Here is a 25,685-nt window from a genome sequence, read left to right as displayed (position 1 = left end):
CGAAAACCCAGAATCTCAAAGTTTTAAAAGCCTGAAACCAAACTTTCGAATACTTAAATATCCGAATCCCCGTAACTCCACAAAAAGGCGAAATCACGGGGATTCGCATTCAATCAGCGCACGATCGACCTGTCGGCCTTCGCCCACACCTGCGCGCTCTGCGGCTCGAGCGACGACGGCGAGATGTAGGCCACGCCCGCCAGCCCGGCACCCGAAACGTCAGATTGGGTCACACGCATGCCCCAGGCGATGTGCTGGGCATGGTCGAGGGTGATCAGCGCGGCCTTGTCGCTCACGTCGCCGACCGCCACACGGATGCCGCCACGCGCCGGCACGCTGATCTGCTTGCTGCCGGCCTCACTGCCCTCGCCATCGTAGGCGCGAATGGTGGTGGTGGCCGCCTCGTCGGAATCGTTGAGCAATGTCAGCTCACCACTGGTCTTGTCGGGCAGGGCGATGGCCGAATGCGCGGCGGGCTTCACCGGCGAGACGAAGGCGAAATCGACGTGGCCGCCGTCGCTGGACTGGGTCACGTTGGCCTCGGCGTTGAGCTTCGCGCTGCCTGACACGCGTATTCCCGCGATGTCCTGCGGGGCGGCGCCCAGGTCGACCACCGCCACCTTGCCGGCCTCGACGTGCTGCTGCTTGGCCTGGTCGGCCGAGCCCTTGGAATTGACCCACGAGATGGTGGCGTCGCTGGCCGTCTCGGCGTGCAGCAGCAGCCTGACCTGGTCACCCTCGTTGATGCCCGGCAGATAGACGTCATTGGACGGCTCGCCCACCGGTGTGACAAAATCGGAGCCCTTGGCGTCCAGGCCGTCCATGCTCACGCTGCGCACCACGGCCGAGACGGGCGTCTCGCCGCTGTCGATCGACACGAACAACCCGTCGGCGCCCGGCACGGCGGAGGAAAGCTCCATGGTGGACTCGCCGTTGGCCCCCACATTGAGCGTGCTGCCCGTGGAGAGCTGGAGCTGCTGGTTGTGCTTGGTGTCCCAGACCTTCACCTGCAGCGAGGTGGCCTTGGACGAGGGGTTGGCGACGACGAGCTGCTGGGTGGAGCCCGTCTTGGTGCCGGTGAGCAGGAAGTCCTGACGCAGCGCGGGCACCTGGCAGGCAGTGGCGGCCACACCCTGCAGGTCTCCCGTGGTGGCCCACGAGGCGATGGAGGCGGTGGCCCCCGTGCCAGATTTCGCGGCCAGAAGATGCGTGTCGAAGGCGCGCGAGCCCTGGTCGAGCGAGCCGCCCAGCGTCTTGACGGACGCGCCGTCGATGCTGTTCGGCCCCTTCAGGATCTCGTCGCTGGCCTCGCTGCCGTTGGTCAGCGGCCCCACGGTGGCGCGGTAGACCGATCCGAAGGCGCCGTAGCGGGCCGATGAGGCCATGTCGCCGTCATTGGCCTGGAATTGGCTGTCACCGTATTTGCCGGTGTCGGAAAGCGCCATCTTCGAGGGGCAATAATAGGTCAGCTGGGTCTGGTGGACCTGGCGGGAGCCGCCGGAGCCGTTGCCGCCGGGCTGGTCGACGAGCCAGCCGGGCCATGGGGCGAAGAGCAGGGCGACGACCACCAGGGCCAGCACCACGAACGTCAGCACGGCCAGCAGGGCGCGATAGACACGGTTTCCGGATTTCGGCCGCGAGGCACCGCTCCCCTGGTTGCCGTTGTCGCTCACATTGTCGCTCATGCCTGCTCCTTACCATACCTGCGGCCCTTGGGCAAGGCCACCAACACGTAGATGACCAGCACCAACGCGGAGGCGATCATCCACACATACCGCCACGCGCTCGAGGTGACGCCACGCTGCCGGTCCAGCGAAATGCCATGGCCGGCCTGCTCGGCCCCGGTGAGCCGATAATACGTGCCGTTCTGCCCGCTGACCAATGATTGCGCGCCGTCGCTGGCGTTGATGTTGCCGATGAGCCGGTGCGAGGCGGCCTTGGCCGTGGATTTGTTGTCGTCGACCACGTAGATGCCGCCGAAGCCGAGCTTGGTGATCTGCTCGATGGCGTGGGTGTCCTCGTTGGCGATCAGGCTCGCGCTCGAGTTGGCGAGCACGTCCTGGGCCGAGTCCACGCTGCCGGAGACCTCCTGGGCCCGCCACGAGGGCGAGGCATCCATCAGGTCGCCCCTTCTGGAGCGCATGACGGTGAAGTCGATCACGTTCTCGCTTTCCGCCTTCAACGCGAGCACACGATGGCTCGGGTCACGTGCGAGGTAATCGACGGCCACCATCGGCAGCCCGGCGTCGGACGATTCAACGGTGTTGGCGCGGCGCAGGGTCCCGAAGGCCGACCACAGGCAGGTGACGGCCACCAGGACGATGACCAGGATTACGCGGCCGGTGCGGCTGGCGACGCGTTTGGCCTTCTCCCCACGCTGGGAGTCGTCGGCCTGTTCCGCGGCGCTGGCGGAGGTGCGCAGAGGCTCATAGTGTTTGACGGCGTTGCCCGCCACCATGCACACGCACGAGAGGAAGGCGAGCATCGCCAGCACGACGCCCGGCAACACCGATGCGCCGACCGCGTGCTCCAGGCCCGGGGCGACGGCGATGCGTACGGCGACCATCGAAAGCGCCAGGCCCGCGATGGCCACGCCCCACATCATCCTGGAGGCGCGCAAGATGAACGGAATGAACAAGGCTGCCACGGCCAAGACGAGCACGACCACGAGCACCGCGGCCACACCGATGAACTCGGGTGTGTAGGTGGCGCGATCGAGCAGGCCCGCGTTGAGCCGCAGGCCGAAGGCGTCGGCCAGTATCTGCACCAGATTGGCGGAGGACGGGGCCGCACCGCCATCGACGGGCACCGAGACGTCGGCGAATATCTGCCGCCACGCACCATCCATCAGATGCCGCACCACGTTGACCAGCGTCGGCGCGAGCGCGAACAGCGAGGGTATGGGGATGAGCAGCAGCATGGTGCGGTGCGAGCGCACGGTGGCGAAGAAAAAGATGAAGACCAGCACCAGCGGCAGGATCAGCTGCGGTTCGGCGCAGACCACGGCGATGAAGCACAGGGACGCGCACGCCGCCGCCTGCACGGAGGAATGCGGCCTGACCGGCTCCTCGGTGTGGTACATGCCCACGGCCCGGAAGACGAACGCGAACGCGGCGGGCAGGAAGACCATCACGGTGAGCATCGGCAGGTTGGCCGAGCCGAAAAGCCCGAACGCCAGGCCGAGCGCGACCCAGAGCAACCCGGAGACCACGCGCACGGAGTCGGAGCGGGTGAAGATGCCGGCCAGGGCCCAGAACGAGAGGGCGGCCAGAGGCGCGGCGAGGAAGAAGATGAGCGACAGCGCCACGGCCGGATGGCCCAACGTGACCACCGAGGCGAGCAGCCACACCAGGAGCCACGGCGCGGGCGGGGCGGCCACGCCAACGCCCACACCGAAGGCCCACGAGGAGGTAGCGGCCGAAAAGAGCTGACCAAAGCTGGCGCCGCTCGGCAACAGCGCGGAGGAGTAGGGGCTCGCCCCGGAGAACATGGCGCGGAAGACGCTCCAGTCCATCCACACCACGACGGCGAAGGCGAGCAGGGCCATCAGGACGGCTCCACTCCAGCGACGAATGCGACGTCGGCGCAGATGGGCCTGGGCCAGGGGGCTCAGCAGCACGGTGCCACGCTGGTTGGCGAACGCCTCGCTGCGACGTCTCCAGAGCCGCACCTGCCCGCGGTCGGCCGAAAGCAGGGAGAGCTGGGCGGCGCTGATACGGCGATGCCGGGCGGCCCGGTGGCGTGCGCCAATCATCGAGGGCAGCGCGCCCAAAGCTTTCCACGGCATGCACAGCTCGCACCACGCGTGGTACGGCTGTTTGGCCAGAAGCTGACGGCAGGCCAGCCCGAGCGCGCGGAACAGTCCGAGGATCCACAGCACCGGCCAGAGCAGGGGCCGCACGTCGGTCCAGTAGTAACGTTGCCCGGCGTCGAGCCTGGCCATGGTGGTGTCGATGGGCGGCTGCTCGTCGTCGACGGGCTCCCCGCCCCTGGTGCGCACACCCTCCATCCTGGCCTTGCGATGGGCCATGCGGGCCTGCGGCACGACAATCACACGTCCGCCCTGCAGGCAGATGCGACGGCAGAAGTCGGCCGACTCCATATAAGAGGTGAACCACGGGTCGGGCTCGCCGATGTCGTGCAACGTCTGCAACGGCAACAGCGCCCCAGCCAGCGAGACGGCGAAGACATCATTTCTGGCGTCGTATTGCTCCTGGTCCGGCTCGCCCTCCACGACGAGGCTTTCCAGGCGGTGACGGCCGGCGTAGCTGCCCACGTCATGCAGGTTCTTACCGCTCCAGTCGAGCTGCTTGGCACCCAGAAGCGAGACGGTGGGAGTGTTGTGCCATGCTTCGACGAGCCGTTCGAGGCACTTGTCGTCGGCCGGGCGCGAGTCGTCGTGCAACAGCCACAGCGCCTTGACCGTGCCGGGCAGCTTGGCGTAGCGCATGGCCTCGCGCACCGCCCCGTAGAACGACCTGGCCCCGGTGGCGCGCGCCAGCCGCACCTCCACATGCTGCGGCGGCTCGGGCACCGCGACCTCGGCCAAGCGACTCGAGGTTTTGCCGGAATCGATGGAGAAGCCGGTTTTCATCGGCTGGGTGGTGGCCCCGGTGCAGTCGGCGACCACGATCACGCCAGGCAATACGCGCTGCGCCAAAACGGCCCTCAACGTCGTGGGGAAAAAGCGGGCGTCATGCTCAACGGTGATCACCGCCGCCACGCTCCGGTCGACACTTTGGCCGGCCACCGGGGAGCGTTGCCCCATTGCCTCCGCAACAATCCGTTGGACATCGACACTCGCGTTGGAACTCATGACTCCCCAGTGTACGCGAGGGTCTCTCTTGGGGCCGTTGCGTTTTCAGGAATCTTTGTGGTTGGTGCTGTATTGATGGTGTATCGCCGGGCGAGCACGCGCCATGCGTCGGTTTCCGTAGGGCATGATGGTCGTCATCAAGACGAAAATCCTACCGTTCGGCTTACAATTGTCGGCAGACTGCACCAAAGACTCCTCAATCAGCCCACGGCATGCCGTGCGGCGAGAAAGAAGGCGGAAACGTGGCATCCCACCGTTTGGACGAGAAGAGCGTTCCCAACATCAATGGCTGGCACCAGGTCAAACCACGCCATGGCACCATGTATATGGTCCGCCATCGCCTTCGCCGCGCCATCGCCATGGTGGTCGTCGCCGCCCTTGGTTTCGTGGGCAGCGCCGCCGGCGCCATGGCCGTGAACCTGCTGCTCGCCCCGAACGACGTCAAGTTCATCGCCCAGAAGAAGGTGCGCGACGAGGGGCCGATCGACCCCAACGCGCACAAGCCCATCGACCTGCTCCTGCTCGGGCAAGACACGAGGGACGGCGGCGACAACTCCGCGCTCGGCGGCTCCGATTCCGCCTACGACGATGACGCCGACGAGCACAACGCCGACACCGCGATGGTCATGCAAATCAGCGCCGACCGCTCCTACATCAACATGGTCTCGATTCCGCGCGACTCGCTGGTCGACGTGCCCAGCTGCAACACCTCGCGGGGCACCATGCCCGCCCAATACGGCGTGATGTTCAATTCCATATTCGCCAACGCCTACCAGACCGGCGGCGACCTGGCCAGCGCCGCGAGCTGCACGGTCAACGCCGTCAACTCGCTGACCGGCCTCAACATCCAGAACTTCATCGTCGTCGACTTCCAGGGTCTCAAGAACATGATCGACGCGATCGGCGGGGTCAACATCTGCATCCCCACCGACATGCGCGACGACTACACCGACCTCGATGTCAAGCGTGGCCTGCAGCACCTCGACGGCACCCAGGCCACGCAATACGCCCGCATGCGCCACGGCACGGGCACCGACGGCTCCGACATCATGCGCACCACGCGCCAGCAATACCTCATCAAGGAGCTGGTGAACCAGGCCCTATCGAAGAACTTCATGACCCACAGCAACGAGCTCTACAAGCTCTCCCAGGCGGCGTTGCAGTCACTGAGCGTCTCCTCCGGACTCGACAAACCCACCATCCTGGCGGGCCTGGCATACAGCCTGAGGAACTTCAAGGTCGACCACCTCTATTCGCAGACCATCTCGGTGGTGCCCGCGCCCAACGACTCGAACCGCGTGGTGTGGAGCGACAACGCCGACTCCATCTGGCAGAAGCTGCGCGACAACCAGCCGCTCACCGAGGCCGGCGACACCTCCAGCGACGCCTCGCAGCAGCAGTCGCAATCCGGCTCCGACCAGAGCGGCGCGGCCCAGCAGGGCACCGACCAGAGCGCCCAGGGCCAGCCCTCCACCACCAGCCAGGGCACGCTCGACCCCAAGACCGGTCTGATCACCAGGCCCGACGGCACGCTCGTCGACCCGGCCACCGGCGGCATCGTCGACCCGGACGACGGCTCGATCCGCGACCCGCAGACCAACCAGTACATCGGCATCGCCTACCAGTATCTGAACGTGACAGTATGTGCGGTTCCTGCGCAGAAGTGAGCGGTGAAGCACCCCAAACGAAGGTATGACGAGTAATAGTAGAACAGTTGTATTTTCGGGGAGGGACCATGGTCAGAGAAACAGGCGGATCTGGAGCAGCGGGGAATCCACCGAGTTTCATACCGACCGGCAGCCGCAAGCACACCCCCACGCCTAAGAACCCGGCCGCACAGAGCCCGGTTCCGCCCACGTTCTCGCCGCCTTCGGCACGCAGGCGCGGCAATGGAAGGTCCTCCGCGGCCCCCGCTTCCCCGAGCCCCGCAAGATCATCGGCACGGCAATCGGCGGGAGCGCAGCCGGCCTCCATCGCGCCGGCCGGCCAGCGCCGCCGTTCCGCCGGTTCCTCGCGCAACGCGACCGTCAGGCGCGCCTCGGCCCGCCAGGCCATGCCCGCGGCCATGCCTCCCGCCTCCTCCGGTGGGTTCGGCTCCGGCAACATCCCCGGCGGCCCTGGCAGCCCCATCGCCGCTGCCGTCAAGCCGCCGCGCAAGCACCATCACCGCATCCTCATCACCTTCATCATCCTCATCCTCGCCATCGCGCTGACCATCTTCGGCTGCTGGAACTGGGTCAACGGCCAGCTCGACAAGTCCAACTGGCTCACTGACAAAGGCGACACCGCCGGCACCTCATGGCTCATCCTGGGCTCCGACGAGCGCGACGCCTCGGGCATCGGCGGCAGCGAGAGCGACGCCCCCGGCTTCCGCACCGACACCATCCTCGTGCTCACCAAACCCGCCCACGGCAACTCCTCGCTCGTCTCCATCCCGAGGGATTCGCTGGTCAAGCGCGACGGCGACTACATGAAGATCAACGCGGTCTCCGAGCTCTACAGCAAGCAGGCCATGGTCGGCGAGGTGGAGGACATCACCGGCCAGAAAATTGACCATGTCGCGCAGATCAAGTTCGAGGGCCTCACCAACGTGGTCAACGCGCTTGGCGGCGTGAACCTGTGCTACAACGAGGACGTGGACGACCCCTACTCCGGCATGAAATGGCAGTCCGGCTGCCACACCGTCGACGGCCCCTCCGCGCTGGCCTTCTCCCGCATGCGCTATTCGGACCCGCAGGGCGATTTCGGCCGCGCCACACGTCAGCGCCAGGTCATCAGCGCGATCATGTCGAAGGCGTTAGCCTCATCCACACTCACCAGCCCAAGCAAGGTGCAGGGCCTGGCGAAGGCCGCCCTCTCGGCGGTGCAGGTGGACCAGAAGACCAACCCCGCCACGCTCGTCAGCATGGCCATGGCGTTCAAGTCGGCCACAGGCAAGCAGGGCATCACCGGCTCCGTCTATTGGACCGACCCCGAATACTACGTCGACGGCGTCGGCTCCACCGTGCTGCTTGACGACGCGCGCAACCAGGCGCTGTTCGACGACCTCGCCAACGGCACCCACAAGCCCGGCACGGTCGGCACGGCGGCCGAGGACGTGACGCAGTAAGGCGGTAGCAAGCCGTTAATAAGTTCGGCAATAAGTTCAGTAGCGAGCCGGCAATATATTCAAGACATGTCCAGCGGGACTTGCGAGCTTCGTAAGTTGCGTTGGACATTTTTTTATTGGAATTCATTATTACTATGCTGTATACGAAAGTCTTCGAAACCCAACCGGCACAAGGCTTCTGACGCTGTTGCGACACGGTTATCCACATCGGCCAACCGTTCGACCACAGTGGTCCGTTTGGCTTGCCACCGCCACCTGAGCCCGCGAACAATGGAGGTATGAGCAGAAGGAAACGCGACGCGACCACCGAAGAGGCGGATGGTTCGGATAAGGCGAACGGGGCCAAGAAGTCAGGCAAAGCCGCCAAGGCGCGCAAACGCAAGCGTCGCCGCCTGACACCCAGGGCGATGACGCGCATACGGACGATGGCCTACGCCTCGCCGTTCATCTCGCAGGCCGTCATGCTCGCGGTCATGCTCATCAGCCGCCAGTGGCTCTTCGTCGCGATCCTGCTGCCGAACCTGCTGGCCACCTTCGCCTCATTCCTGCTCTTCACCACCGAAAGCGCCGGAGTTCAGGACGATGACGATCAGACAACGCGATCCGAGTCGAATTCGACCGGCGACGAGGAAGGACGGGATGACTTCGAGGCGTTGCCCTGCGTGACCTTCGAAGCGTTGCAGATGTTGAAAAACAGTGGTCAAGATGAACATCCGAACGACACAGAAACGTCGTCACAATCACCAGATCGCGGCGTATCAACCGCATCAACACCGTCTCCCTTATCATGGCGCCATATCGTCCGGCGCTGGCTCGGCCCACCCACGCTGAAATCACGAATCGGCGTGGGCAAAAACGGCGTCTTCACCATCGACCTCAAGCGCCAGGGGCCGCACGCGCTCGTGGCCGGCACCACCGGCTCGGGCAAATCCGTGTTCCTGCAAAGCTGGTGCATGGCGATGGCGCTGAGCAACCCGCCCAGCCGCCTCAATTTCGTGTTCATGGACTTCAAGGGCGGTTCGGCGTTCAGCCGGCTCGAGGCCCTGCCCCACACCGTCGGCAACGTCTGTGATCTGAACCTCAAGCATGCCGTACGGGCGCTGCTGGCGCTGGAGGCCGAGCTCAAACGCCGCGAGCAGATGGTCGCCGACGCCTCCACGGCCGACATCGCGGGCTTGGCCGAGCCTCCCCCGCTGCTAGTCATCGTCATCGACGAGTTCCACGCTTTGAAGGACCAGCTGCCCGACTACATGGACCGGCTTATGTCCATCGCCTCGCTGGGCCGGTCGCTCGGCATGCACTTGGTCGCCTGCACGCAGAACCCGCTGGGGCAGGTCACCGACGGCATGAAGGCCAACATGAGCCTCGACATCTGTCTGAGGGTGCGCGACAGCATGCAGTCCCATGAGCTGCTGGGCGGCCCGCAGGCCTCGCGGATCAGCCCGAAGGCGCCCGGCTGCGCCTACCGCAACGACGGTGAGAGCGTCGAGCCGTTCCGTTGCGCTCCGATCGCCGGCATCGACGCGCTGGTGGCGCAGATACGCCTCGCCTCGAGGTTCATGGAGGAGCCCGACGCCGCCACGCTCTTCACCTCTCCCCTGCCTAAGCTGGCCTTGGGTAAAAGCGCCACGTCCGATTCCGAATCACCATCCGGTTCAAATCCAAATCATCATCCGGATTATGATCCCAACCTCGATCCCGATTCCATTCCGTTCGGTCTGGCCGACGACGGGTTCACGCTCTCCACGGGCTTCCTGCCCCTCAATCACGGCAACATCGCCGTCATCGGCGGCCCAGGCAACGGCAAGACCACCCTGCTCAGCCTGCTCGCCAAGCGTCTGTGCCACGTCCCTGGCATCATGCTCCGGAGAACCCACAAAGAGGCCACGGGCTTCAAGACCCGCACGATCCACACGCACACGCGCACGCGTCATGGGCCAGGCGACCGAAACCTCAAGGAGAACAAACCTCCGCTCGAGCGCGCCTATCGCCCACGCCACAAATCCTCGAAACCAGCGCTTCCGGAAACCAGCCACACCGCACCAACGCGCATCCGTCACGCCGCTCCTCCCCGCTTTCCGCGCCTGGTGTGGCTTGTCGACGACGCCGACGCGCTCATCGACCCGCTGGCGATGGATGCCGAGGCGCAGGCGTTTCGTGAGGCCCTGTCGGACGCCAACAGCGTCGTGGTCTTCGCCGTGGAGACCTCGCGGCATGTGCGCGTGCCCGAGCAGTGCGTCACGCGTCTCGTCTTCCCCACCGGCGAGCGCTCGGCCGACCTCATGGACGGTGTGCCATCCGCGCTCCTATCCACCCTCGACCACGATGATTTCAGCACCCCGGGCAGGGCCGTGCTCATCGAGGGCGCCAAGGTCCGCCTCGTCCAGTGTTTTCAGGACTAACGAATTAGCTTGTGTCGCAAAAATAAATTACTTTATATTTTCCGACGAAAACCCTTGAAAATCGGATGGTTTCGTGCTTATCTAATAAAGGAACATACAGATGACGGCATCGTGGGCAACACCGAAATCCTCGGATCACGGCGCAAACCACCAACGGAAACGCCGCGAAAGCCACTTGGGCCGGGCCGCTTCACCTGCAAAGGTATAGGAAGGTATTTGATCTATGAGCAATGCGTTTGATTGGCGTGCGAAGGCCGCCTGCCGCGACAAGGATCCCGAGCTCTTCTTCCCGGTGGGCAACACCGGCGCCGCCTACCAGCAGATCGAGGAGGCCAAGGCCATCTGCCGCACCTGCAAGGTGATCGACGCGTGCCTCAAGTGCGCGCTCGACACCAACCAGGATTACGGCGTCTGGGGCGGCCTGAGCGAGGACGAGCGCCGCGCCCTCAAGCGCCGAGCCATGCGTGCCCGCCGTTCGCAGAACATGCAGATGCAGGTCTGAGCCAAGTCCCACCAGCATCGCGACATAGTTGGAAGACAACCGCGATATAACGCTTATATAGGAAACACCTTGCGATTCCGATTGCTTGTCAATCAGGTCGCGAGGCGTTTTTGTATTTTCACACACGCTCGCATACGCACATACCCGTATACGTCCGCATAAGCACACGCACACATACGCATCCCCATATACGCATTTACAAACGAATCCACACGTACGCCCACATCCAAACACGCATCCACGCATATAAAAACATCGCCGCCACCCCAGCCGTTGAAAACGTCAAGGTGACGGCGACATCGTTTCATATCAGTACGATCGACAAATCAGCAAACCGCCCGCATGCCGCACGCCCGACTCAGTATTCGTCGTCATCGTCCTGTGCCGCGCGCAGCTTCATGTCGAGCACCACGCGCGTGCCGCCGCCACGCCGGTCCTCCCAGCGCACGGTGCCGCCGAAGTCGTTGGTGACGAACGTGTTGATGATCTGCGTGCCCAGCCCTGAGCCGGACGAGCGCGCCATGCCGTTGTTCTCCTCGGTGGCCAGCCCCGAGCCGTCGTCCTCCACCACCACGTTGAGGTTGTTGCCGCTGCGCCCCACGGAGATGGTGATGTTGCCCTCCATGCGCCCCTCGAAGCCGTGCTCGACGGCGTTGGTGATGAGCTCGGTCAGGACCAGCGAGAGCGGCGTGGCGTCCTGCGCGGGCATCATGCCGAACTTGCCGACGTAGCGGATGTGGATGTGCTGGTCCTTCATGGTCGCCAGGTCCACGCTCATCTTCAGGAGGTTGGAGATCACGGCGTCGTAGTCCACGATCTCGTCGACGGTCTGGCTCAGGCCCTCGTGCACGGTAGCGATGGTCTGCACGCGCCGCTGCGCCTCCTTGAGCTCCTGCTTGACCTCCTCGTTCTTGGTCTTGCGCGCCTGGAGGCGGAGCAGGGCCGAGACGGTCTGCAGGTTGTTCTTCACGCGGTGGTGGATCTCGGAGATCGTGGCGTCCTTGGTCTGCAGCTCCTGCTCCCGACGCCGCAGCTCGGTGACGTCGCGGCAGAGCACGATGGCGCCAACGCGCTTGTTGGTGTCGTAAAGCGGCAGCGAGCGCATGGAGACGATGGAGTTGTTGGCCGCCAGCTCGCAGTCCACGGCCGCCTTGCCGCTCAAAACCAGCGGCAGGGTTTCGGGCACTGGGTCGCTCGGGTGCAGCAGCTGGGTGCCGATCTCGCTCAAGTAATGCCCTTCCATCTGGGCGAGCGTGCCGAGGCGGCGGAAGCAGCTGATGGCGTTGGGGGCCGCGTAGCGCACGATGCCGTCGGCGTTCAGGACGATGAAGCCATCGGAGACGCGGGCGTTGTGCCGCTGGCTCATCATCGCGTCGTGGTAAGGGAACTGGCCCTGCGTAATCATCGAATAGAGCTGCTTGCCGGCGTTGATGCTCTCGGACTCGTAGCGGCCGTTGGATTCGCGCGTCGACATGTTGGTCTCGCGCACCACCAGGCCGAGCACCTTGTTGCCGCAGCGCACGGGCGCGTAGACGTTGCACACCGTGGCCTTGTCGACCTTGCGCAGCGTGGTGGAGTGGAAGACGCTGTTGGAGGCCATCGCGGTCTTGATCTCGGAGACCACGTCGTCGGGCACCTCCTTGCCCACGGCGTCGTCGCTGCGCAGCGTCATGACCGTGGAGGGCCTGCACTGCTCGGCAATCACGTATTTGCCGTCGTCGCGCTGGATGACCAGCAGCAGGTCGGCGAAACTCAGGTCCGCCACCACCTGCCAGTCGGCCACGAGCAGGTGGAGCCATTCGCGGTCGCCCGCGTCGAAATCGGATTGGGTCTCGAGTATCTCATCAAAATCTGCCATGTCCTCCATTCTAGCTTGCGCTCGGGAATCACGCTGTGGACGGATGATGGCTTTTGTCACAAACAGAGGTTACGATAGCGTAAGTTACGTTCCCGTAGTCAATAATGCGGATATTACCGATATTGCCGATAATCCCATCACCGCTTGGAGGCTCGATGCCAGACGAAGACGAAGCCCGTCGCACGCGGGAGGCCATGACCCAGGCCCGCAAGCAGGCGCTCGACGCCAAGGCCGACAAGATTCGCGCCACCGCTCACGATCGCGCCGACGCCATCCGCCGCCGCGCCGAATGGAGGGCCTCGTCGATCATCGCCAAGGGTGAGGTGCGCGCCGCCAAGGTGGAGGGCATCGTCCCGGCGGAGATCGAGCGCAAGACCCGCCTCGACGTGCATGGCCGCCCCAAGCCGCTGCTGCGCGGTTGGATCCACGCCGTGGCCGCCCCGCTCGCCCTGGCCGCAGGCATCGTGCTCATCTGTCTGGCCCACGGCGCCGCGCTGAAATGGGCCTGCGCCGTGTTCATGACCTGCTCGCTGGTGCTCTTCACCAATTCCGCCTGCTATCATCTGGGCGACTGGTCGCCGCGCGTCACCGACATCCTGCGCCGCATCGACCACATGAACATCTTCCTGTTAATTGCGGGCACCTACACCCCCGTCTCGTTCGCCCTCGAGCCGCGCTGGCGCGACATCATCATCGCGAGCATGTGGGTGTGTACCCTGGCGGCGCTGGTCATCCACGTCATCTGGATCAACGCCCCGCGCTGGCTCTACACGGTGGTCTACATCATCTTCGGCGTCTCCGGCATCGCCTACATGGGCCTCTTCTGGGTCTCCCCCGTGGCCGGCCCCGTGGTGGTGGCCCTGCTCATCGCAGGCGGCGCGTGCTATATCGCCGGCGCGATCGTCTACGCGCTGCGCAAGCCCGACCCGTGGCCGCGCGTCTTCGGCTTCCACGAGATCTTCCACCTGGGCACCGTCGCCGGCTACGCCTGCCACGTGGTCGCCATCTACATGGTCGTCATCAACCTCTGGTGAGTCAACCTGGACAATTACCAGAGAAAATACGACAAAGGTCCGGCCTCGTCATCAGACGAAACCGAACCTTTAGAAACCGAACCTTTAACGATGAAAACTCAGCGCCAACGCCTCACTTCAGCGGCTTGGAGTCCTTGATGGTCACCGAGATGTCGCGGCCGTTGGGGGCCTTGTAACTCACCTTGTCGCCGGTCTTGGCGCCCATGATGGCCGCGCCGATGGGCGATTCGGGGCTGATGACGTCGTAGTCGGTGGCCACGGCGATGTCGCGCGAGCCGAGCACATAGGTCATCTCACGCCCCGCCAGCTCGACGGTGACCAGCGAGCCGTTGCCCACGGTGCCGGCCGGCGGCGCCTTCAGGATCTTGGTGTTGCGCAGCTTGACGATGAGCTCGTTGATGCGCCCCTCGTTCTTGCCCTGCTCCTCGCGCGCGGCCTGGTAGCCGCCGTTCTCGGAAAGGTCGCCCTCGGCGCGCGCGGTGGCGATGCGCTTCGTGATCTCGTCACGATAGTCGCCCTGGCGCCACGCGAGCTCCTTCTGGAGCTTGTCGAAGGCCTCCTGCGTGAGCAATACGGTCTTTTCTTCCTCTGCCATGGATACCCCTTACCCTTCGTTGATGTATGGGTTTGCCTCGATGTTACGTGAAATATTACGCTTATTACGCCGAAATTCAGCGCTTCGAGATGATGTCGATGACGAAGACGAGCGTGTCGTCGCCACCGATGCCCGCCTGCGGCACGCCGGCACGGCCATAACCGTATTCCGGCGGAATGGAGACCATGAGGCGCGAGCCGACGTTGTGGCCGGGCACGGTGCGGTCCCAACCCTGAATGACCTGCCCCACGCCGATGCCGAAGCTGGCCGGCTGGTGGCGGTCGAAGCTCGAGTCGAACGGATCGCTCTGGCCCCACACCACGCCGTGGTAGTTGACGGTCACCGTGTCTCCGGCGCGCACCATCGGGCCGTCGCCCTCCACGAGCTCGACGGACTTGAGCCCCGCTGGAGCCGGCCCCTCCGGGAAATCGATCTTCGGGGCGGCGCCGAACTCGGCGTTCACTTCGGGCATGTTGGTAGCCATCTGGGCCTCCTTCTCACGTTTACAATGACATTCAGGTTAGCACCACCACCAACTTGACGGCGTTCCGAAACCAAAATGTACGCACAACCGTGACACCACTTCGTGCGTTTCACTGCGATTACACCACGATTCTCTCACACGCGCATACGCGGCGAAAACCGCCTCAGCACTCCACGACGTTGACCGCGAGCCCGCCCTTGGAAGTCTCCTTGTATTCGCTCATCATGTCGGCGCCAGTGTCCTTCATCGTCTTGATGGCCTGGTCGAGGCTGACCATGTGCGAGCCGTCACCCAGAAGCGAGACACGCACGGCGTTGACGGCGGTGTTGGCGGCCATCGCGTTGCGCTCGATGCAGGGGATCTGCACCAGCCCGCCCACCGGGTCGCAAGTGAGGCCCAGATGGTGCTCGATGCCGATCTCGGCGGCGTTCTCCACCTGCGCCGGCGTGCCGCCCATCACCTCGCACAGCCCCGCGGCGGCCATGGAGCAGGCCGAGCCGACCTCGCCCTGGCAGCCCACCTCGGCCCCGGAAATCGAGGCGTTGCGCTTGAAGAGATAGCCCACGGCGCCGGCGGCGAGCAGGAAACGGATGACGCCGTCCTCGTCGGCCGAGCCGGCGAAATGCCAGTAATACTCGAGCACGGCGGGGATGATGCCCGCGGAGCCGTTGGTGGGGGCGGTGACGATGCGCCCTCCCCCGGCGTTCTCCTCGTTGACGGCCATCGCGAACAAGTCGACCCACGTGCATTCGGAGGATTCCATCGCCACGTCGGGCCTGCGCACATCGCGCTTGAGGATGTCGGCGTTGCCCGCCAGTCGCTGATATATCTTGGGGGCGCGTCTGGGCACGTCGAGGCCGCCGGGCAGCGTCTTCTGCGCGCTCGTGCACCCGGCGTAGACGCAGTCGCTCATGCTCTGCCAGACGTGCAGCAGGTCGGCGCGCACGTCCTCAGCCGGCCGCACCGCCGTCTCGTTGGCCCACACGATCTCGGAGACGCTTTTGCCCTCGCGCTCGCACAGCGCCACGAGCTCGTCGCCGGAATGGAAGTGGTAGGGCGCCTCGGGCGCGAAGTCATCGTCGGAGTCCGCGGCCTCGTCGGAGAAGGTGGAACCTTCCGGAGGCGTGTCGTGGATGCCGATGAGCAGGTCGTCGGGGTGGCCCTGGCGCACGAACCCGCCGCCGATGGAATACCACACCTGTTCGTCGAGCTTGCCGCCCTGGGCGTCGAAGACCTCGAAACGCATGCCGTTGGGGTGGGGCGCCAGGCGCTCCCATTTCTCGAAGATGACGTCCCTGTCGTAGTCGAAGGCGATCTCGTGCTTGCCGGCGAGCAGCAGCGTGCCGGCTTGGTCGCAGTCGTTCTTGATGTTGAGCAGGTGCTCGGTGTCGACGGTGGCGGGCAGGCTGCCCTCGAGCCCGGCCACCACGGCGCGGTCGGTGCCGTGCCCCAGGCCGGTCAACGAGAGCGATCCGTAGAGGGTGACGTGCACGCGGGCGACCTGTTCGAGCAGTTTCGTCCGCTCCAGCGACGTGACGAAATGCGAGGCCGCGATCATGGGCCCGACGGTGTGCGAGGAACTCGGCCCCACGCCGATCTTGAACATATCGAGAATACTGAACATCCTGCCTATTCTAGTCAGTCCTCACCCCACCGTGCGCCCACAGCCCAACGTGTCGCAGGAAGCCTGGCGACGCGCGGCAAGACGATGGTTCAGTAACGATTATCGAAGGCTATTCAAACGGCATTATCACAAGCACGCAAAAGGCACGGCCCCGCTGGAATACCAACGAAACCGCGCCTTTGAATTTGGTATGCACACATTCATTCAGCGGTTAGGTTTATCAAGTATCAATCCGCTGCTACCAAAACGCGAATCTCATTACCTGTGATCTGGCCTAACCGCCAAACCTCACGCCTTCTTGGGCACCTTGACCAGCAGCACCACCAGCGCGCAGGCCACGCCCGCCGCCGCGAGGAAGAGGAACGCGGTGGTGAAGGAGCCACCGGAGGCCTTGATGAGCTGGCCGATGATCATCGGCGAGAGGAAGCCGCCGAGGGTGCCGCCGGTGTTGATCACGCCGATGGACGAGCCGATGATCTCGGCCCTCATGATCTTATGCGGCCAGGTGAAGATGCCCGTGAACGCCAGCGTGGAGACCATGCTGATGAGGATGAGCAGGATCAGGGAAAGCACGAGGTTGTGCGACATCACGAACGCGACGATCAGCACGGCCACCACGACGCAGGAGCCGCCGACGGCCAGCTTCTCACGCCCCAGGAAGAGCTTGGAGAGCAGGGAGCCCGCGAAAATGGTGGCCACGGTGCCGAACACGGAGTTGAGCGCGAGCAGCCAGCTGGCCTGGTTGATGGTCAGCCCGAAGGTCTTGGTGATGTAGGAGGGCAGCCACGACATGTTGCCGTAGAGCACCAGGTTCAGGAGCAGCATGGCCACGAAGAGCACGAGCACGTTGGGGTTGGTGATGACGTCCTTGAAGCCGACCTTGGGCGCGTCGGCCTCGGCGGCCGTCGTGTTGCCAGCTTTTGCCTCAGCCTTGGCCTTGGCGGCACGCGCGGCCTCGCCCTTGTGGGAGGGCACGAAGATGGCGATCAACACGAAGGCGATCAGGTAGAAGACACCGAGCACGTCGTAGGCCATCCTCCAGTTGGCGGTGACCATGTGCGCGCCGAGCGTGTAGGCTAGGATGCCGCCGATGCCGGAGGTCGAGAGGATGAGCGACTGCACGAAGGTGCGCCGCTTCTGCGGGAAGTTCTCGGCCACGGACTTGGTGCAGCTCGGGGGGTAGCCGCCATGGCCCATGCCCGCGAAGAAGCGCATCACCATGAAGAGGATGAGCCCACTCATCGCCCCGAAGAGGAAGGCGAAGGCCGCGATGACGAGCACGGAGACCATGAGCACCCGCTTGGCCCCGAACTTGTCGGCCAGCCAGCCGCCGGGAATCTGCATAAGCGAGTAGCCGAGGAAGAAGGCCGACATGATCAGGCCCGTCTGCCCCGAGTCAAGGTGGAAATGCTGCGAGATGGGGATGATGGCCGTCGAGATCATGCTCTTGTCCATGTAGACCACCGAATAGCCGGCCATGAGCGCGACGATGAGCATCACGCCGCCTTGTTTGGCCGTTTTGCCGCCTGTGGTTGCCGTTGTTGCCTCGGCCATATCTGTCCACCTTTGCTGGGAATTGATAGGTTGGGCAAAGTATACGGCGGCAAATGTTACCGGGGTCACAGACTGACCAGTTAGTGAGATATCAAGCGAATCGAAAGTGAGACTTATTACCGCCTTGTCATTGCTTTTTGTTGCCTTGTTATCATCATGTATCGTTGCGTACGTCAACGATTGACGTCGACTTTCAAAGGCTTGATGACCATCGACACGCCGTAATGCATTTCTGTCACGATGGTATTTAGACAGACGCAATCCCCTTAAATCCGATGTTTCTCAGGATTTCGCAGTAAAAAAACATACGATTTGACGCCTTATGTCGTCAAAAGTCATATAATATTGTTTTGTACTGATTTTGCGGTGGCGGCCCATTCAAACGGCCCCACGGGAAGGAAAAACAGGTCATGAAGGCACGGAACAGGCTCGCCGCAACTGTGGCGACCCTCCTGGCAAGCTCCCTTCTCGTGGCCCTCCCTGTGACGTCAGAGGCATCGAAAATCACCCCCCCCCGCAAAAACAGATAACTTCCAGCACAACAGGTAAATCCCCGCTCTCATCCAGTTCCAGCGCAACATCCAGCAAATCCGAACCACATTCCTCGACCTCCACTTCACAGGCAACCTCACGAAAAAGCCGCACATCGCAACCCCAAGTGGGCCCACAATCCGCATCCTGCAACAATCCGGGTGAACACACATGGGGATCTCTGAACTGGAACGAGCACGTCGACGGTGACGACTGCGTCCTCGAACTCGAAAACGGGACGATACCCAATATTACTGGCTACACAATGCCATGGTACAGGGATTCCAGTGTGACTAAAATCGTCGTTAGTGGGTTGGTCTCCACTTCATCATTACTCAAGCACGCATTTGAACAGTTGAATAATCTAAAAACAGCGGATGTAGATAATATAAAGATGTCTAACGCGACCAATATTAGGGACATGTTCTATGGCGATTCTGCATTGGAATCAATAACGGGTTTGGATAGTTGGGATGTCTCCCATGTCACTACGGCGTCTGACTTTTTCTGCCAGGATAGTTCCTTGACCGATGTCGGAGATATTTCACAATGGAACGTTTCTAATTTTTTGGATACTGGCGCAATGTTTTGGGGAACAGCACTAACCTCCATAGACCTCTCAGGATGGCATTTACCGGCATCGAACGAATATAGCGACATGTTCTATGGCACTAGTCAATTGCAGTTCATTCGTTTAGCAGACGGAGAGCACATTCCGGGAGGCGCGTTTACGAATGCCCCATGGAACAGCAATGCGTCTTGGACTTCTGAAGACGGCAATTGGGCCGGTAACCCAAATTCACAAGGTCTGGGTTCAGGACATACCACAGTTCCGATGTGGTATGCGAAGGCAGATGCTTCTATAGCTTTTGACAGCAATGGTGGATCAGGTGATTTGCCCGACTCGTTGGGTGTTCACATCGGTCTTTGGCCGGACGGGTATCAGGAGCCGGCACCATACAACCGCACGATTCCCAGCACTCCGAATCTCAAGCGCAATCATTACCGTCTGCTCGGCTGGGCCAAAACCAGCAACGCCACCACACCCGACTATTCTGCGGGCGATACCGTTAGCCTCCCGTTAGACGGCGTAGCGCAGGCCAAGCTCTACGCCGTATGGGGTGCGGTTCCTCCACCCACTTTTACCGCGGCCACGCCCAAGTCCGACGGCACGCACATCAAGGGAACCATACTCGGCGGCGGCATGGCCGGAGACCTGGTCACCATCACCGACGGGACCAACACCGCCACCGCCACACCAACAGTCGACGCCACCGGTAGTTGGGAGGTCATACTTCCCACGCCTACCGACCTCGTTGGCAACGGCGGCGCCAACAGCTACACGGGAACCTTGAAACAGGCCGACGGCATCACCTCCGAGGACTCCGACCCATACGGTCCCGTCGGCATCGACGTCGTCGCACCCGGACTCGAACACATCATCCCCAGCGGACGCACCATTCACGGCATCGCCTACACCAGCGGCAATGAGACCACCCAACCGAACCGCACCACCGAGCAGGGCGACACCATCACCGTCACCTGGCCCGACAATTCCACCACCACAGCCACCAGCGACGCCGACGGCAAATTCACCATCGCCATCCCCTCCAGCGTCAGCCTCAGCTCCACCGTCCACCTCAAGGTCGCCGACACGGCCGGCGCCCACGGCTACGACGGCCACAACAACGAGTCCACCACCTACGAAGTCCGCCTCACGCCCCCAGTCACCGCACTCCCCCTCACCGGCGGCACACCCAGGAAGCTCGCCCTCCTGCTCCTCGCCGCAGGTGCCGCCCTCATCACCGCCACCGCCCGCCGCCACCTGGTCGGCGTCCACATCAACTAACCCCGCCACCTCCACAAGCCACACCACCACCGGCCGCCTCCCACACCTTGGGCGGCCAACCCCACCACCACAGCAAACGCCACACCACCCCGTCCGACTCCCACACCCCAGACGACCGACGATGCGAACATGAAGCCCCCATCCAACACCGCGCCATCGGACGGGCGAAAGCCTTAGCGCGACATGCAGCTAATTGAAAATTTCCTGGCCATTAAAGCCGGCCTTTTTAATTTCTTGAATCTACTTTATCTGGGATCGAAAGGTTTGGGATGCCTGCAACACGCCGTAATACGGTTTTGATTTGATGTGTTTAGATACCGTGGATTGGCTTAAATCCGATGTTTCGCACGATTTTGGAGAGAAAAACATACGTTTTGACGTTTAATGTCGTCAAAAGTCATATAATATTGTTTTGTATTGATTTTGCTGTGGCGGCCCATGCAGAGGGGCTCCACAAGGAAGGAAACGCTGTCATGAAGGCACGTAACAGGCTCGCCGCGGCAACGGCGACCCTTCTGGCAAGCTCGCTTCTCACGGCCCTTCCCGTGACGTCAGAGGCATCGAAAGCCACCCCCCCCCGCAGGATTCGCTAACTTCTAGCACATCTCACCAATCTACCTTCTCCTCCAGTTCCAGCACAACAGGACCATCGTCCACGCCATCCAGTCCCACTCCCCAAGAAACGCAGAGCTCTGCCCCTCCGGTGAGGGGATTTGTGGGCCCGCAATCAACGTGCACCCCGGCGTCCGGCCATTGGTTGGGCTCGGACCACGGCGGTCCGGCAGGCGACTACATCGACTGGACGTTCGACGCGACTTGCCATTTTAAAGTCACCAACGCCTATATCAACCACAATTACAGCGATGCCGCTACCCCCAGCGAAGCCGCCCTTCCATGGCGACAACACGATGAGAAGGAGCACGCCAATTGGGTCACATTCGAAAACTGGAACAATGGCCCCAATCTGACCAGCTTGGAAGGCTGGTTCGGCCAGATGCACGCCAAAAGGCTCGACGGCCTTGAGCATATCGACACCAGCCACGTCACCAGTGTGAAAAACACGTTCAACGCCGACTACCCCAGAGGTTCGAGTTATCAGGTCATTTCCGGCGTCGGGAGCTGGCACATATCACCAACTGACATGAATTCGGCGTTTGCTTGGAATTCGGATTTGCTCGCGCTGGACCTGTCCGGCTGGGACTTTTCACATACCACGGATACGGGCTACTGGGGTTTGGAAGCGGCGAGAATGCTCAGGCTCGGCAGCGGCCAACGGTTGTCCAACAGCGGTCAAGCCTCCAATAACGGTAAAAGCGAGGACGGGGATTCTAGCGATGATAATTGCACGGGCTCCTCGTCATCGACGAAGACGATGTGGTGGGGAAAGCCTGGAGCGGTTGTCAACTTTAACCGAAACGGTGGAGACGGATCGCCTGCCGCATTGTCCGCTCCCGATGAGTGGCCCGATACCATACCTCTGCCGCAGAAGTCACTGCCTGACGGGACGAGCGTGAGCCGCACGGGCTACAGATTTGCAGGCTGGAATACGGAATCGGACGGCAACGGCATCGCGTACGAGCCGAACCAATCGGTCACCCTGCCTCTTGATGGGGTCTACTGGAACGCGACCTTGTATGCGCAGTGGCGGTCGGTTCCGACTCCCACCATCACGAATGTCGAGGCGAAAACCGATGGCATCCATGTCAAGGGCACGGTCGACGGCGGCACACGGACCGGAGACAAGATTACCGTGACAGCTTCGGACGGCTCTCATCAGACAATCGAGCCCGCGGTCTCGACCACGGGCGCCTGGGAGACCACGTTCCCCTCGTCGCTGTATCAGGACCTGGTCGGCGATGGCGCGACACGTTCGTTCACCACGAAACTAAAACAGGCGGACAATGTGGAGTCGGCGACATCCGATCCTCCTTTCGAGCAGAAGCTCGACGTGGTCGCGCCCGGCCTCGAACACATCATCCCCAGCGGACACACACTCCACGGGGTCGCCTACACCAGCGGCGACGCCAGCACCCAACCCAACCGCACCACCGAGGAAGGCGACACCATCACGGTCACCTGGCCCGACAACTCCACCACCACTGCCACCAGCGACGCCAACGGCAAATTCACCATCGCCATCCCACCCAGCGTCAGCCTCAGCTCCGTCGTCCACCTCAAGGTCAGCGACACCGCAGGAACAAACGGCTACAACGACCACAACAACGAATCTGACACCTACCACGTCAGACTCACACCACCCGTCAGTGCTCTACCCTTCACCGGTGGCACACCACGGCTCATCGCCACCCTACTGGCCGTCGCCATCACCACCCTGGGCGCCGACCTCACCCGCCGCCACCTCCTCACCCGCCACACCCACTGACCGGCAAACCATTGTGGGCCACCCTCCACACCTTGAGTGACCCACAATACAGTCGTACATAATAACTACGAACCATCCATCCACCATTCCACAGGATGGTCGAAAACCTCTGGCAAGACATCACACCTTAAACAACCTACTTACACACATCAGTAGAACTCTTCGTTTTTCACGCCTCAGGCGAACCCCGCATCAAACGCTTCGCAGCACGAGAAGATGATTGGATGACGTCTTTACTCACCGCATCATTAACAGCTAACAGCGCGAAACTAACACAGCTTATCGCCCTTCCCGGAGCAGCCAGCCGACAATACAAGTCATTTCATCCCAGAAATAATCGGCAAATTCAACAGCTAGCACAATAAACATTAATTATCTCCACAATCACCTACCCCCCCCAATAGACGTCTTTCTATCAAATTCTAAAAGAAGACACTGGCAATTATGAAACATATAAGAGAACGCACCATAGATAACACTTCGATTTAATTCTCGTTTCTAAAGAATCAGTATTGCAGCTCAAGTCCTTAGCTATCGCAATAAAACACAATTACACCACTTTCTTTGCGGATTTATCGCACTTTTTACCCTCATCAGCTCCACCCGTTTTTTGATCAGATTCGACTTTGTCTTCCTCTTTGATTTCTCCCAGCTCATTTTCTTTCACAGATACAGATAAAAAGCTATCGAGAATCAAAAAAATAAGCGATAGAAATATCCCGAAAACAACCACGTAGGAACCCAAAATTGAACATGTATGAAGAATTGCATTATTCTTCCACATAGCAGAAAGAGCCGCAGCCAAAAATACCAGAGGAAATGAAATACCTACCATAAAAGCATTAACCGAAATTGCCCGATTCGTTTTTAAATGCGTATAGTTTTCCTCAGTATCCTTCAGTTCTTGAAAGGCGGCAGACTTGTAATCATCCTGCAATTTCGCCGCTAAAAGTGATTTCGGAAAATCATTTTCGACAATGCTTTTTATCCATAATTTGCGTAAAGCCAAACAAATACATATTCCCACTCCGAAGAATATCAAAAACATCAGCAAAAGAAACGGGGCTGCCTGCTGATTATAAGATTGTCCGGGTGCACTCTTTGTATATACCACAACATAATAAAGAAAAATAAACGCAAAGGAAATTCCTCCTGTGAAACCTACCGACAACCAATTCAGAAAGCGTATGGGACCGCGCTCTCTTAACTTAAGTTGGTTATCACAACCTTCTTTGTCGGATAGTTTAGGCGGTAAATGATCGTAAATATACTTAGTAAATTGTCTGTGTAACGCCTTACCTCGTATACGATTCGCAACTTCCTGTTGCTCATTTTTTAAAACCTGATCTTGACCAGGGCTGTTATCCAACAAAGTATTCCAGGTATTTAACTCATTTATATCTGCACGTTCGGTTTTATCTTTATAAACAGTCCATCCGAAAGAAGCAAAAGATACCAAAAAAGCTAAAACAGACACAATGACCGAGATATCAGCAACTGACATACTATCATCTCCTATATTGAACAATATTATATTGTTTGTATAGATACAATATTTTATCGCATATGATAGTATCCGATAGTTTGTATAAATTGAGTTTAAGATTTTTTTTGGGGGGGGGTAGGGCCATGCCTTTCCAACTCAAAGCCCACGACCTGAAATGCGCAAACTACCTGACACCACCAAATACCTAATAATGCTGCCCTTTGCCCAAATTGCCGATAAAACAGGATAGTAGTTCCCTGCGGTTTCTCAACATCGAGTTCATCAATTGGGGCTTCATGACCCATATCCGGACAGATCAGTCATCCGACGATTTTCCACGTTAAAAACAGCGATATAAAACACTTATACCCGTAAGACCAAACCAGTATTATAACCAACTTTTTGGACTATAGACCGACTATTTGAGTCCATTTCATAGCCCCCGCCGGATTGACTCTCGGCGAGGGCATTTCTCAGTTAACGCAGAAATATTATGCAGCAGACAACAATGACCACAATGATCAACACAGCAACTGCAATGATAACGTTACGACGCACCTTCTTGCCATGCTCATAATTAGTCAGCTCATCAGCAGGCACTAAAGCTTTAGCTTGTTCGAAAGTTTGCAGCGCCATATCCATTGCAGCCGTATCATTTTTAACGGCCTCAGATTCGGCTGCGGCCTCATCAATATCGGCTGTGTCATTTCGGACGGCGGCAATTTGCTGTTGTAAGGTTTCAAGCTTCCGTGTGTGGTCTTCAAAAACACCAGACATGTTCGCCGCGGCACGAACGATCGCATCGGCAAAATCGCGAGCTTGTTTCTCTTTATCGGGATTGCACTGAATCGTCAAAGCGTTCGAGGACGTTCGTAAGGTAATGAAAAGGTTTCTACTATCATGCACGGAGTTTTTCGTGTCGACCTTATTCTTCTTTCCCGCAGCAACAGCGCCAATAGGCCCCGCAATCAGTCCTCCGACAACCGCACCAGTCACGCTGACGCCAACCTTGCCTTTTGTGGCGGCAGTGGAATAGACATTACCGGAAGAATTAACTTCCACTGTCATCCCATCTTCCAACGCAAGAGAGGATTTCCCTTCTTGAACATGATCCCAATATAATTTCGCGCTGCCAATTGTCTCTATCGGTTTGTCCAGACGCGTTTTCTCCGTATTCAGCAACGATTCAGCGGAACTGACTGCCTTGTCGTGAGCACGTTGGGCTTTTGACACCGCACGATCAGCCAAGGCAACCGCTTGCTCATATTCGTTTTTCACCTGCTTATGAGCTTTCTTCGCCTCTTCCATCGCTAACAGCGCCTGGGACTTCTCCTTTGACATTACCTTCCCTTTTCTATCTCAACCACACATTATCGTGCAGCCACACTTTATAATTCGACCAAGTACCGCCGCTGAAATGGCAACAACTCAGCGAGCAACGACGGTAATACTGGACAA

At 60.6% G+C, this 25,685-nt stretch carries 16 protein-coding genes; 7 read left to right on the top strand and 9 right to left on the bottom strand.

Translation table 11 applies throughout. The annotated features are described in order from the left end of the window. Positions 1 to 113 precede the first annotated feature (113 nt). Together OZY47_RS03500 and OZY47_RS03495 are read right to left on the bottom strand one after the other, a co-directional pair. The gene (locus OZY47_RS03500; RefSeq protein WP_277178791.1) at positions 114 to 1,685 is read right to left on the bottom strand and encodes a DUF5719 family protein; all 1,572 of its coding nucleotides are present in this window, start codon (positions 1,683 to 1,685) and stop codon (positions 114 to 116) included. Further along, positions 1,682 to 4,816 (bottom strand): glycosyltransferase family 2 protein, encoded by a 3,135-nt coding sequence (locus OZY47_RS03495; protein WP_277178789.1) that lies wholly within the window; start codon positions 4,814 to 4,816, stop codon positions 1,682 to 1,684. Before OZY47_RS03495 ends, OZY47_RS03500 begins: the two co-directional genes overlap by 4 nt. A 242-nt stretch (positions 4,817 to 5,058) precedes the next feature. On the opposite strand from OZY47_RS03495, the gene OZY47_RS03490 reads away from it, so the two are divergent. The 4 genes from OZY47_RS03490 to OZY47_RS03475 all read left to right on the top strand — a co-directional run bounded on the left by OZY47_RS03490 (position 5,059) and on the right by OZY47_RS03475 (position 10,829). Next, a complete protein-coding gene (locus OZY47_RS03490; RefSeq protein ID WP_277178787.1) occupies positions 5,059 to 6,483 on the top strand; it encodes an LCP family protein in 1,425 nt (474 codons plus the stop codon). A 68-nt stretch (positions 6,484 to 6,551) separates the two neighbouring features. Beyond that, positions 6,552 to 7,925 (top strand): LCP family protein, encoded by a 1,374-nt coding sequence (locus tag OZY47_RS03485; RefSeq protein WP_277178785.1) that lies wholly within the window; start codon positions 6,552 to 6,554, stop codon positions 7,923 to 7,925. A gap of 278 nt (positions 7,926 to 8,203) precedes the next feature. After that, entirely contained in the window at positions 8,204 to 10,327 is a 2,124-nt protein-coding gene (locus tag OZY47_RS03480; protein ID WP_277178783.1) for an FtsK/SpoIIIE domain-containing protein, read from the top strand. 223 nt (positions 10,328 to 10,550) lie between these two features. Continuing rightward, on the top strand, positions 10,551 to 10,829 hold the full coding sequence (locus OZY47_RS03475) for a WhiB family transcriptional regulator (protein WP_277144447.1): 279 nt from the start codon (positions 10,551 to 10,553) through the stop codon (positions 10,827 to 10,829). A gap of 358 nt (positions 10,830 to 11,187) precedes the next feature. On the opposite strand, the gene OZY47_RS03470 is transcribed toward OZY47_RS03475, so the two are convergent. Next, positions 11,188 to 12,687: a PAS domain-containing sensor histidine kinase gene (locus tag OZY47_RS03470; protein ID WP_277178781.1), complete on the bottom strand. Its 1,500-nt coding sequence runs from the start codon at positions 12,685 to 12,687 to the stop codon at positions 11,188 to 11,190. Between the two features lie 155 nt (positions 12,688 to 12,842). Here OZY47_RS03470 and OZY47_RS03465 point away from each other — a divergent pair, with 155 nt between their 5' ends. After that, complete coding sequence (locus tag OZY47_RS03465; RefSeq protein ID WP_277178779.1) at positions 12,843 to 13,721, top strand: hemolysin III family protein; 879 nt, start codon at positions 12,843 to 12,845, stop codon at positions 13,719 to 13,721. A gap of 112 nt (positions 13,722 to 13,833) precedes the next feature. On the opposite strand, the gene greA is transcribed toward OZY47_RS03465, so the two are convergent. The 4 genes from greA to OZY47_RS03445 all read right to left on the bottom strand — a co-directional run bounded on the left by greA (position 13,834) and on the right by OZY47_RS03445 (position 17,978). Beyond that, complete coding sequence (gene greA, locus OZY47_RS03460; RefSeq protein WP_277178777.1) at positions 13,834 to 14,316, bottom strand: transcription elongation factor GreA; 483 nt, start codon at positions 14,314 to 14,316, stop codon at positions 13,834 to 13,836. 76 nt (positions 14,317 to 14,392) lie between these two features. Continuing rightward, positions 14,393 to 14,800 carry an FKBP-type peptidyl-prolyl cis-trans isomerase gene (locus tag OZY47_RS03455; RefSeq protein ID WP_277178775.1) on the bottom strand — a complete coding sequence of 136 codons (408 nt, stop codon included), beginning with the start codon at positions 14,798 to 14,800 and terminating at the stop codon, positions 14,393 to 14,395. 163 nt (positions 14,801 to 14,963) lie between these two features. Next, the gene (locus OZY47_RS03450) at positions 14,964 to 16,424 is read right to left on the bottom strand and encodes an L-serine ammonia-lyase (RefSeq protein ID WP_277178773.1); all 1,461 of its coding nucleotides are present in this window, start codon (positions 16,422 to 16,424) and stop codon (positions 14,964 to 14,966) included. Between the two features lie 288 nt (positions 16,425 to 16,712). Continuing rightward, a complete protein-coding gene (locus OZY47_RS03445) occupies positions 16,713 to 17,978 on the bottom strand; it encodes an MFS transporter (protein ID WP_277178771.1) in 1,266 nt (421 codons plus the stop codon). 1,426 nt (positions 17,979 to 19,404) lie between these two features. On the opposite strand from OZY47_RS03445, the gene OZY47_RS03440 reads away from it, so the two are divergent. Both OZY47_RS03440 and OZY47_RS03435 read left to right on the top strand, forming a co-directional pair. After that, entirely contained in the window at positions 19,405 to 20,358 is a 954-nt protein-coding gene (locus OZY47_RS03440) for a hypothetical protein (protein ID WP_277178769.1), read from the top strand. Between the two features lie 715 nt (positions 20,359 to 21,073). Continuing rightward, positions 21,074 to 22,741, top strand: coding sequence for an InlB B-repeat-containing protein (locus OZY47_RS03435; RefSeq protein ID WP_277178767.1), 1,668 nt, complete (start codon positions 21,074 to 21,076; stop codon positions 22,739 to 22,741). A gap of 550 nt (positions 22,742 to 23,291) precedes the next feature. Here the strand turns inward: OZY47_RS03435 and OZY47_RS03430 are convergent. Both OZY47_RS03430 and OZY47_RS03425 read right to left on the bottom strand, forming a co-directional pair. Continuing rightward, positions 23,292 to 24,245: a hypothetical protein gene (locus OZY47_RS03430; RefSeq protein ID WP_277178765.1), complete on the bottom strand. Its 954-nt coding sequence runs from the start codon at positions 24,243 to 24,245 to the stop codon at positions 23,292 to 23,294. A gap of 459 nt (positions 24,246 to 24,704) precedes the next feature. Beyond that, complete coding sequence (locus OZY47_RS03425) at positions 24,705 to 25,568, bottom strand: hypothetical protein (protein WP_277178763.1); 864 nt, start codon at positions 25,566 to 25,568, stop codon at positions 24,705 to 24,707. Positions 25,569 to 25,685 lie beyond the last annotated feature (117 nt).

It is taken from the genome of Bifidobacterium sp. ESL0790, from assembly GCF_029395435.1.
Classification (GTDB): domain Bacteria; phylum Actinomycetota; class Actinomycetes; order Actinomycetales; family Bifidobacteriaceae; genus Bifidobacterium.
This window is presented reverse-complemented; position numbering and strand designations above follow the sequence as displayed.

Coding starts and splice junctions, on each gene's coding strand:
- OZY47_RS03500 (WP_277178791.1), bottom strand. CDS start 1,685: ATGAGCGACAATGTGAGCGACAACGGCAACCAGGGGAGCGGTGCCTCG.
- OZY47_RS03495 (WP_277178789.1), bottom strand. CDS start 4,816: ATGAGTTCCAACGCGAGTGTCGATGTCCAACGGATTGTTGCGGAGGCA.
- OZY47_RS03485 (WP_277178785.1), top strand. CDS start 6,552: ATGGTCAGAGAAACAGGCGGATCTGGAGCAGCGGGGAATCCACCGAGT.
- OZY47_RS03480 (WP_277178783.1), top strand. CDS start 8,204: ATGAGCAGAAGGAAACGCGACGCGACCACCGAAGAGGCGGATGGTTCG.
- OZY47_RS03475 (WP_277144447.1), top strand. CDS start 10,551: ATGAGCAATGCGTTTGATTGGCGTGCGAAGGCCGCCTGCCGCGACAAG.
- OZY47_RS03470 (WP_277178781.1), bottom strand. CDS start 12,687: ATGGCAGATTTTGATGAGATACTCGAGACCCAATCCGATTTCGACGCG.
- OZY47_RS03465 (WP_277178779.1), top strand. CDS start 12,843: ATGCCAGACGAAGACGAAGCCCGTCGCACGCGGGAGGCCATGACCCAG.
- greA (WP_277178777.1), bottom strand. CDS start 14,316: ATGGCAGAGGAAGAAAAGACCGTATTGCTCACGCAGGAGGCCTTCGAC.
- OZY47_RS03455 (WP_277178775.1), bottom strand. CDS start 14,800: ATGGCTACCAACATGCCCGAAGTGAACGCCGAGTTCGGCGCCGCCCCG.
- OZY47_RS03450 (WP_277178773.1), bottom strand. CDS start 16,424: ATGTTCAGTATTCTCGATATGTTCAAGATCGGCGTGGGGCCGAGTTCC.
- OZY47_RS03445 (WP_277178771.1), bottom strand. CDS start 17,978: ATGGCCGAGGCAACAACGGCAACCACAGGCGGCAAAACGGCCAAACAA.
- OZY47_RS03430 (WP_277178765.1), bottom strand. CDS start 24,245: ATGTCAGTTGCTGATATCTCGGTCATTGTGTCTGTTTTAGCTTTTTTG.
- OZY47_RS03425 (WP_277178763.1), bottom strand. CDS start 25,568: ATGTCAAAGGAGAAGTCCCAGGCGCTGTTAGCGATGGAAGAGGCGAAG.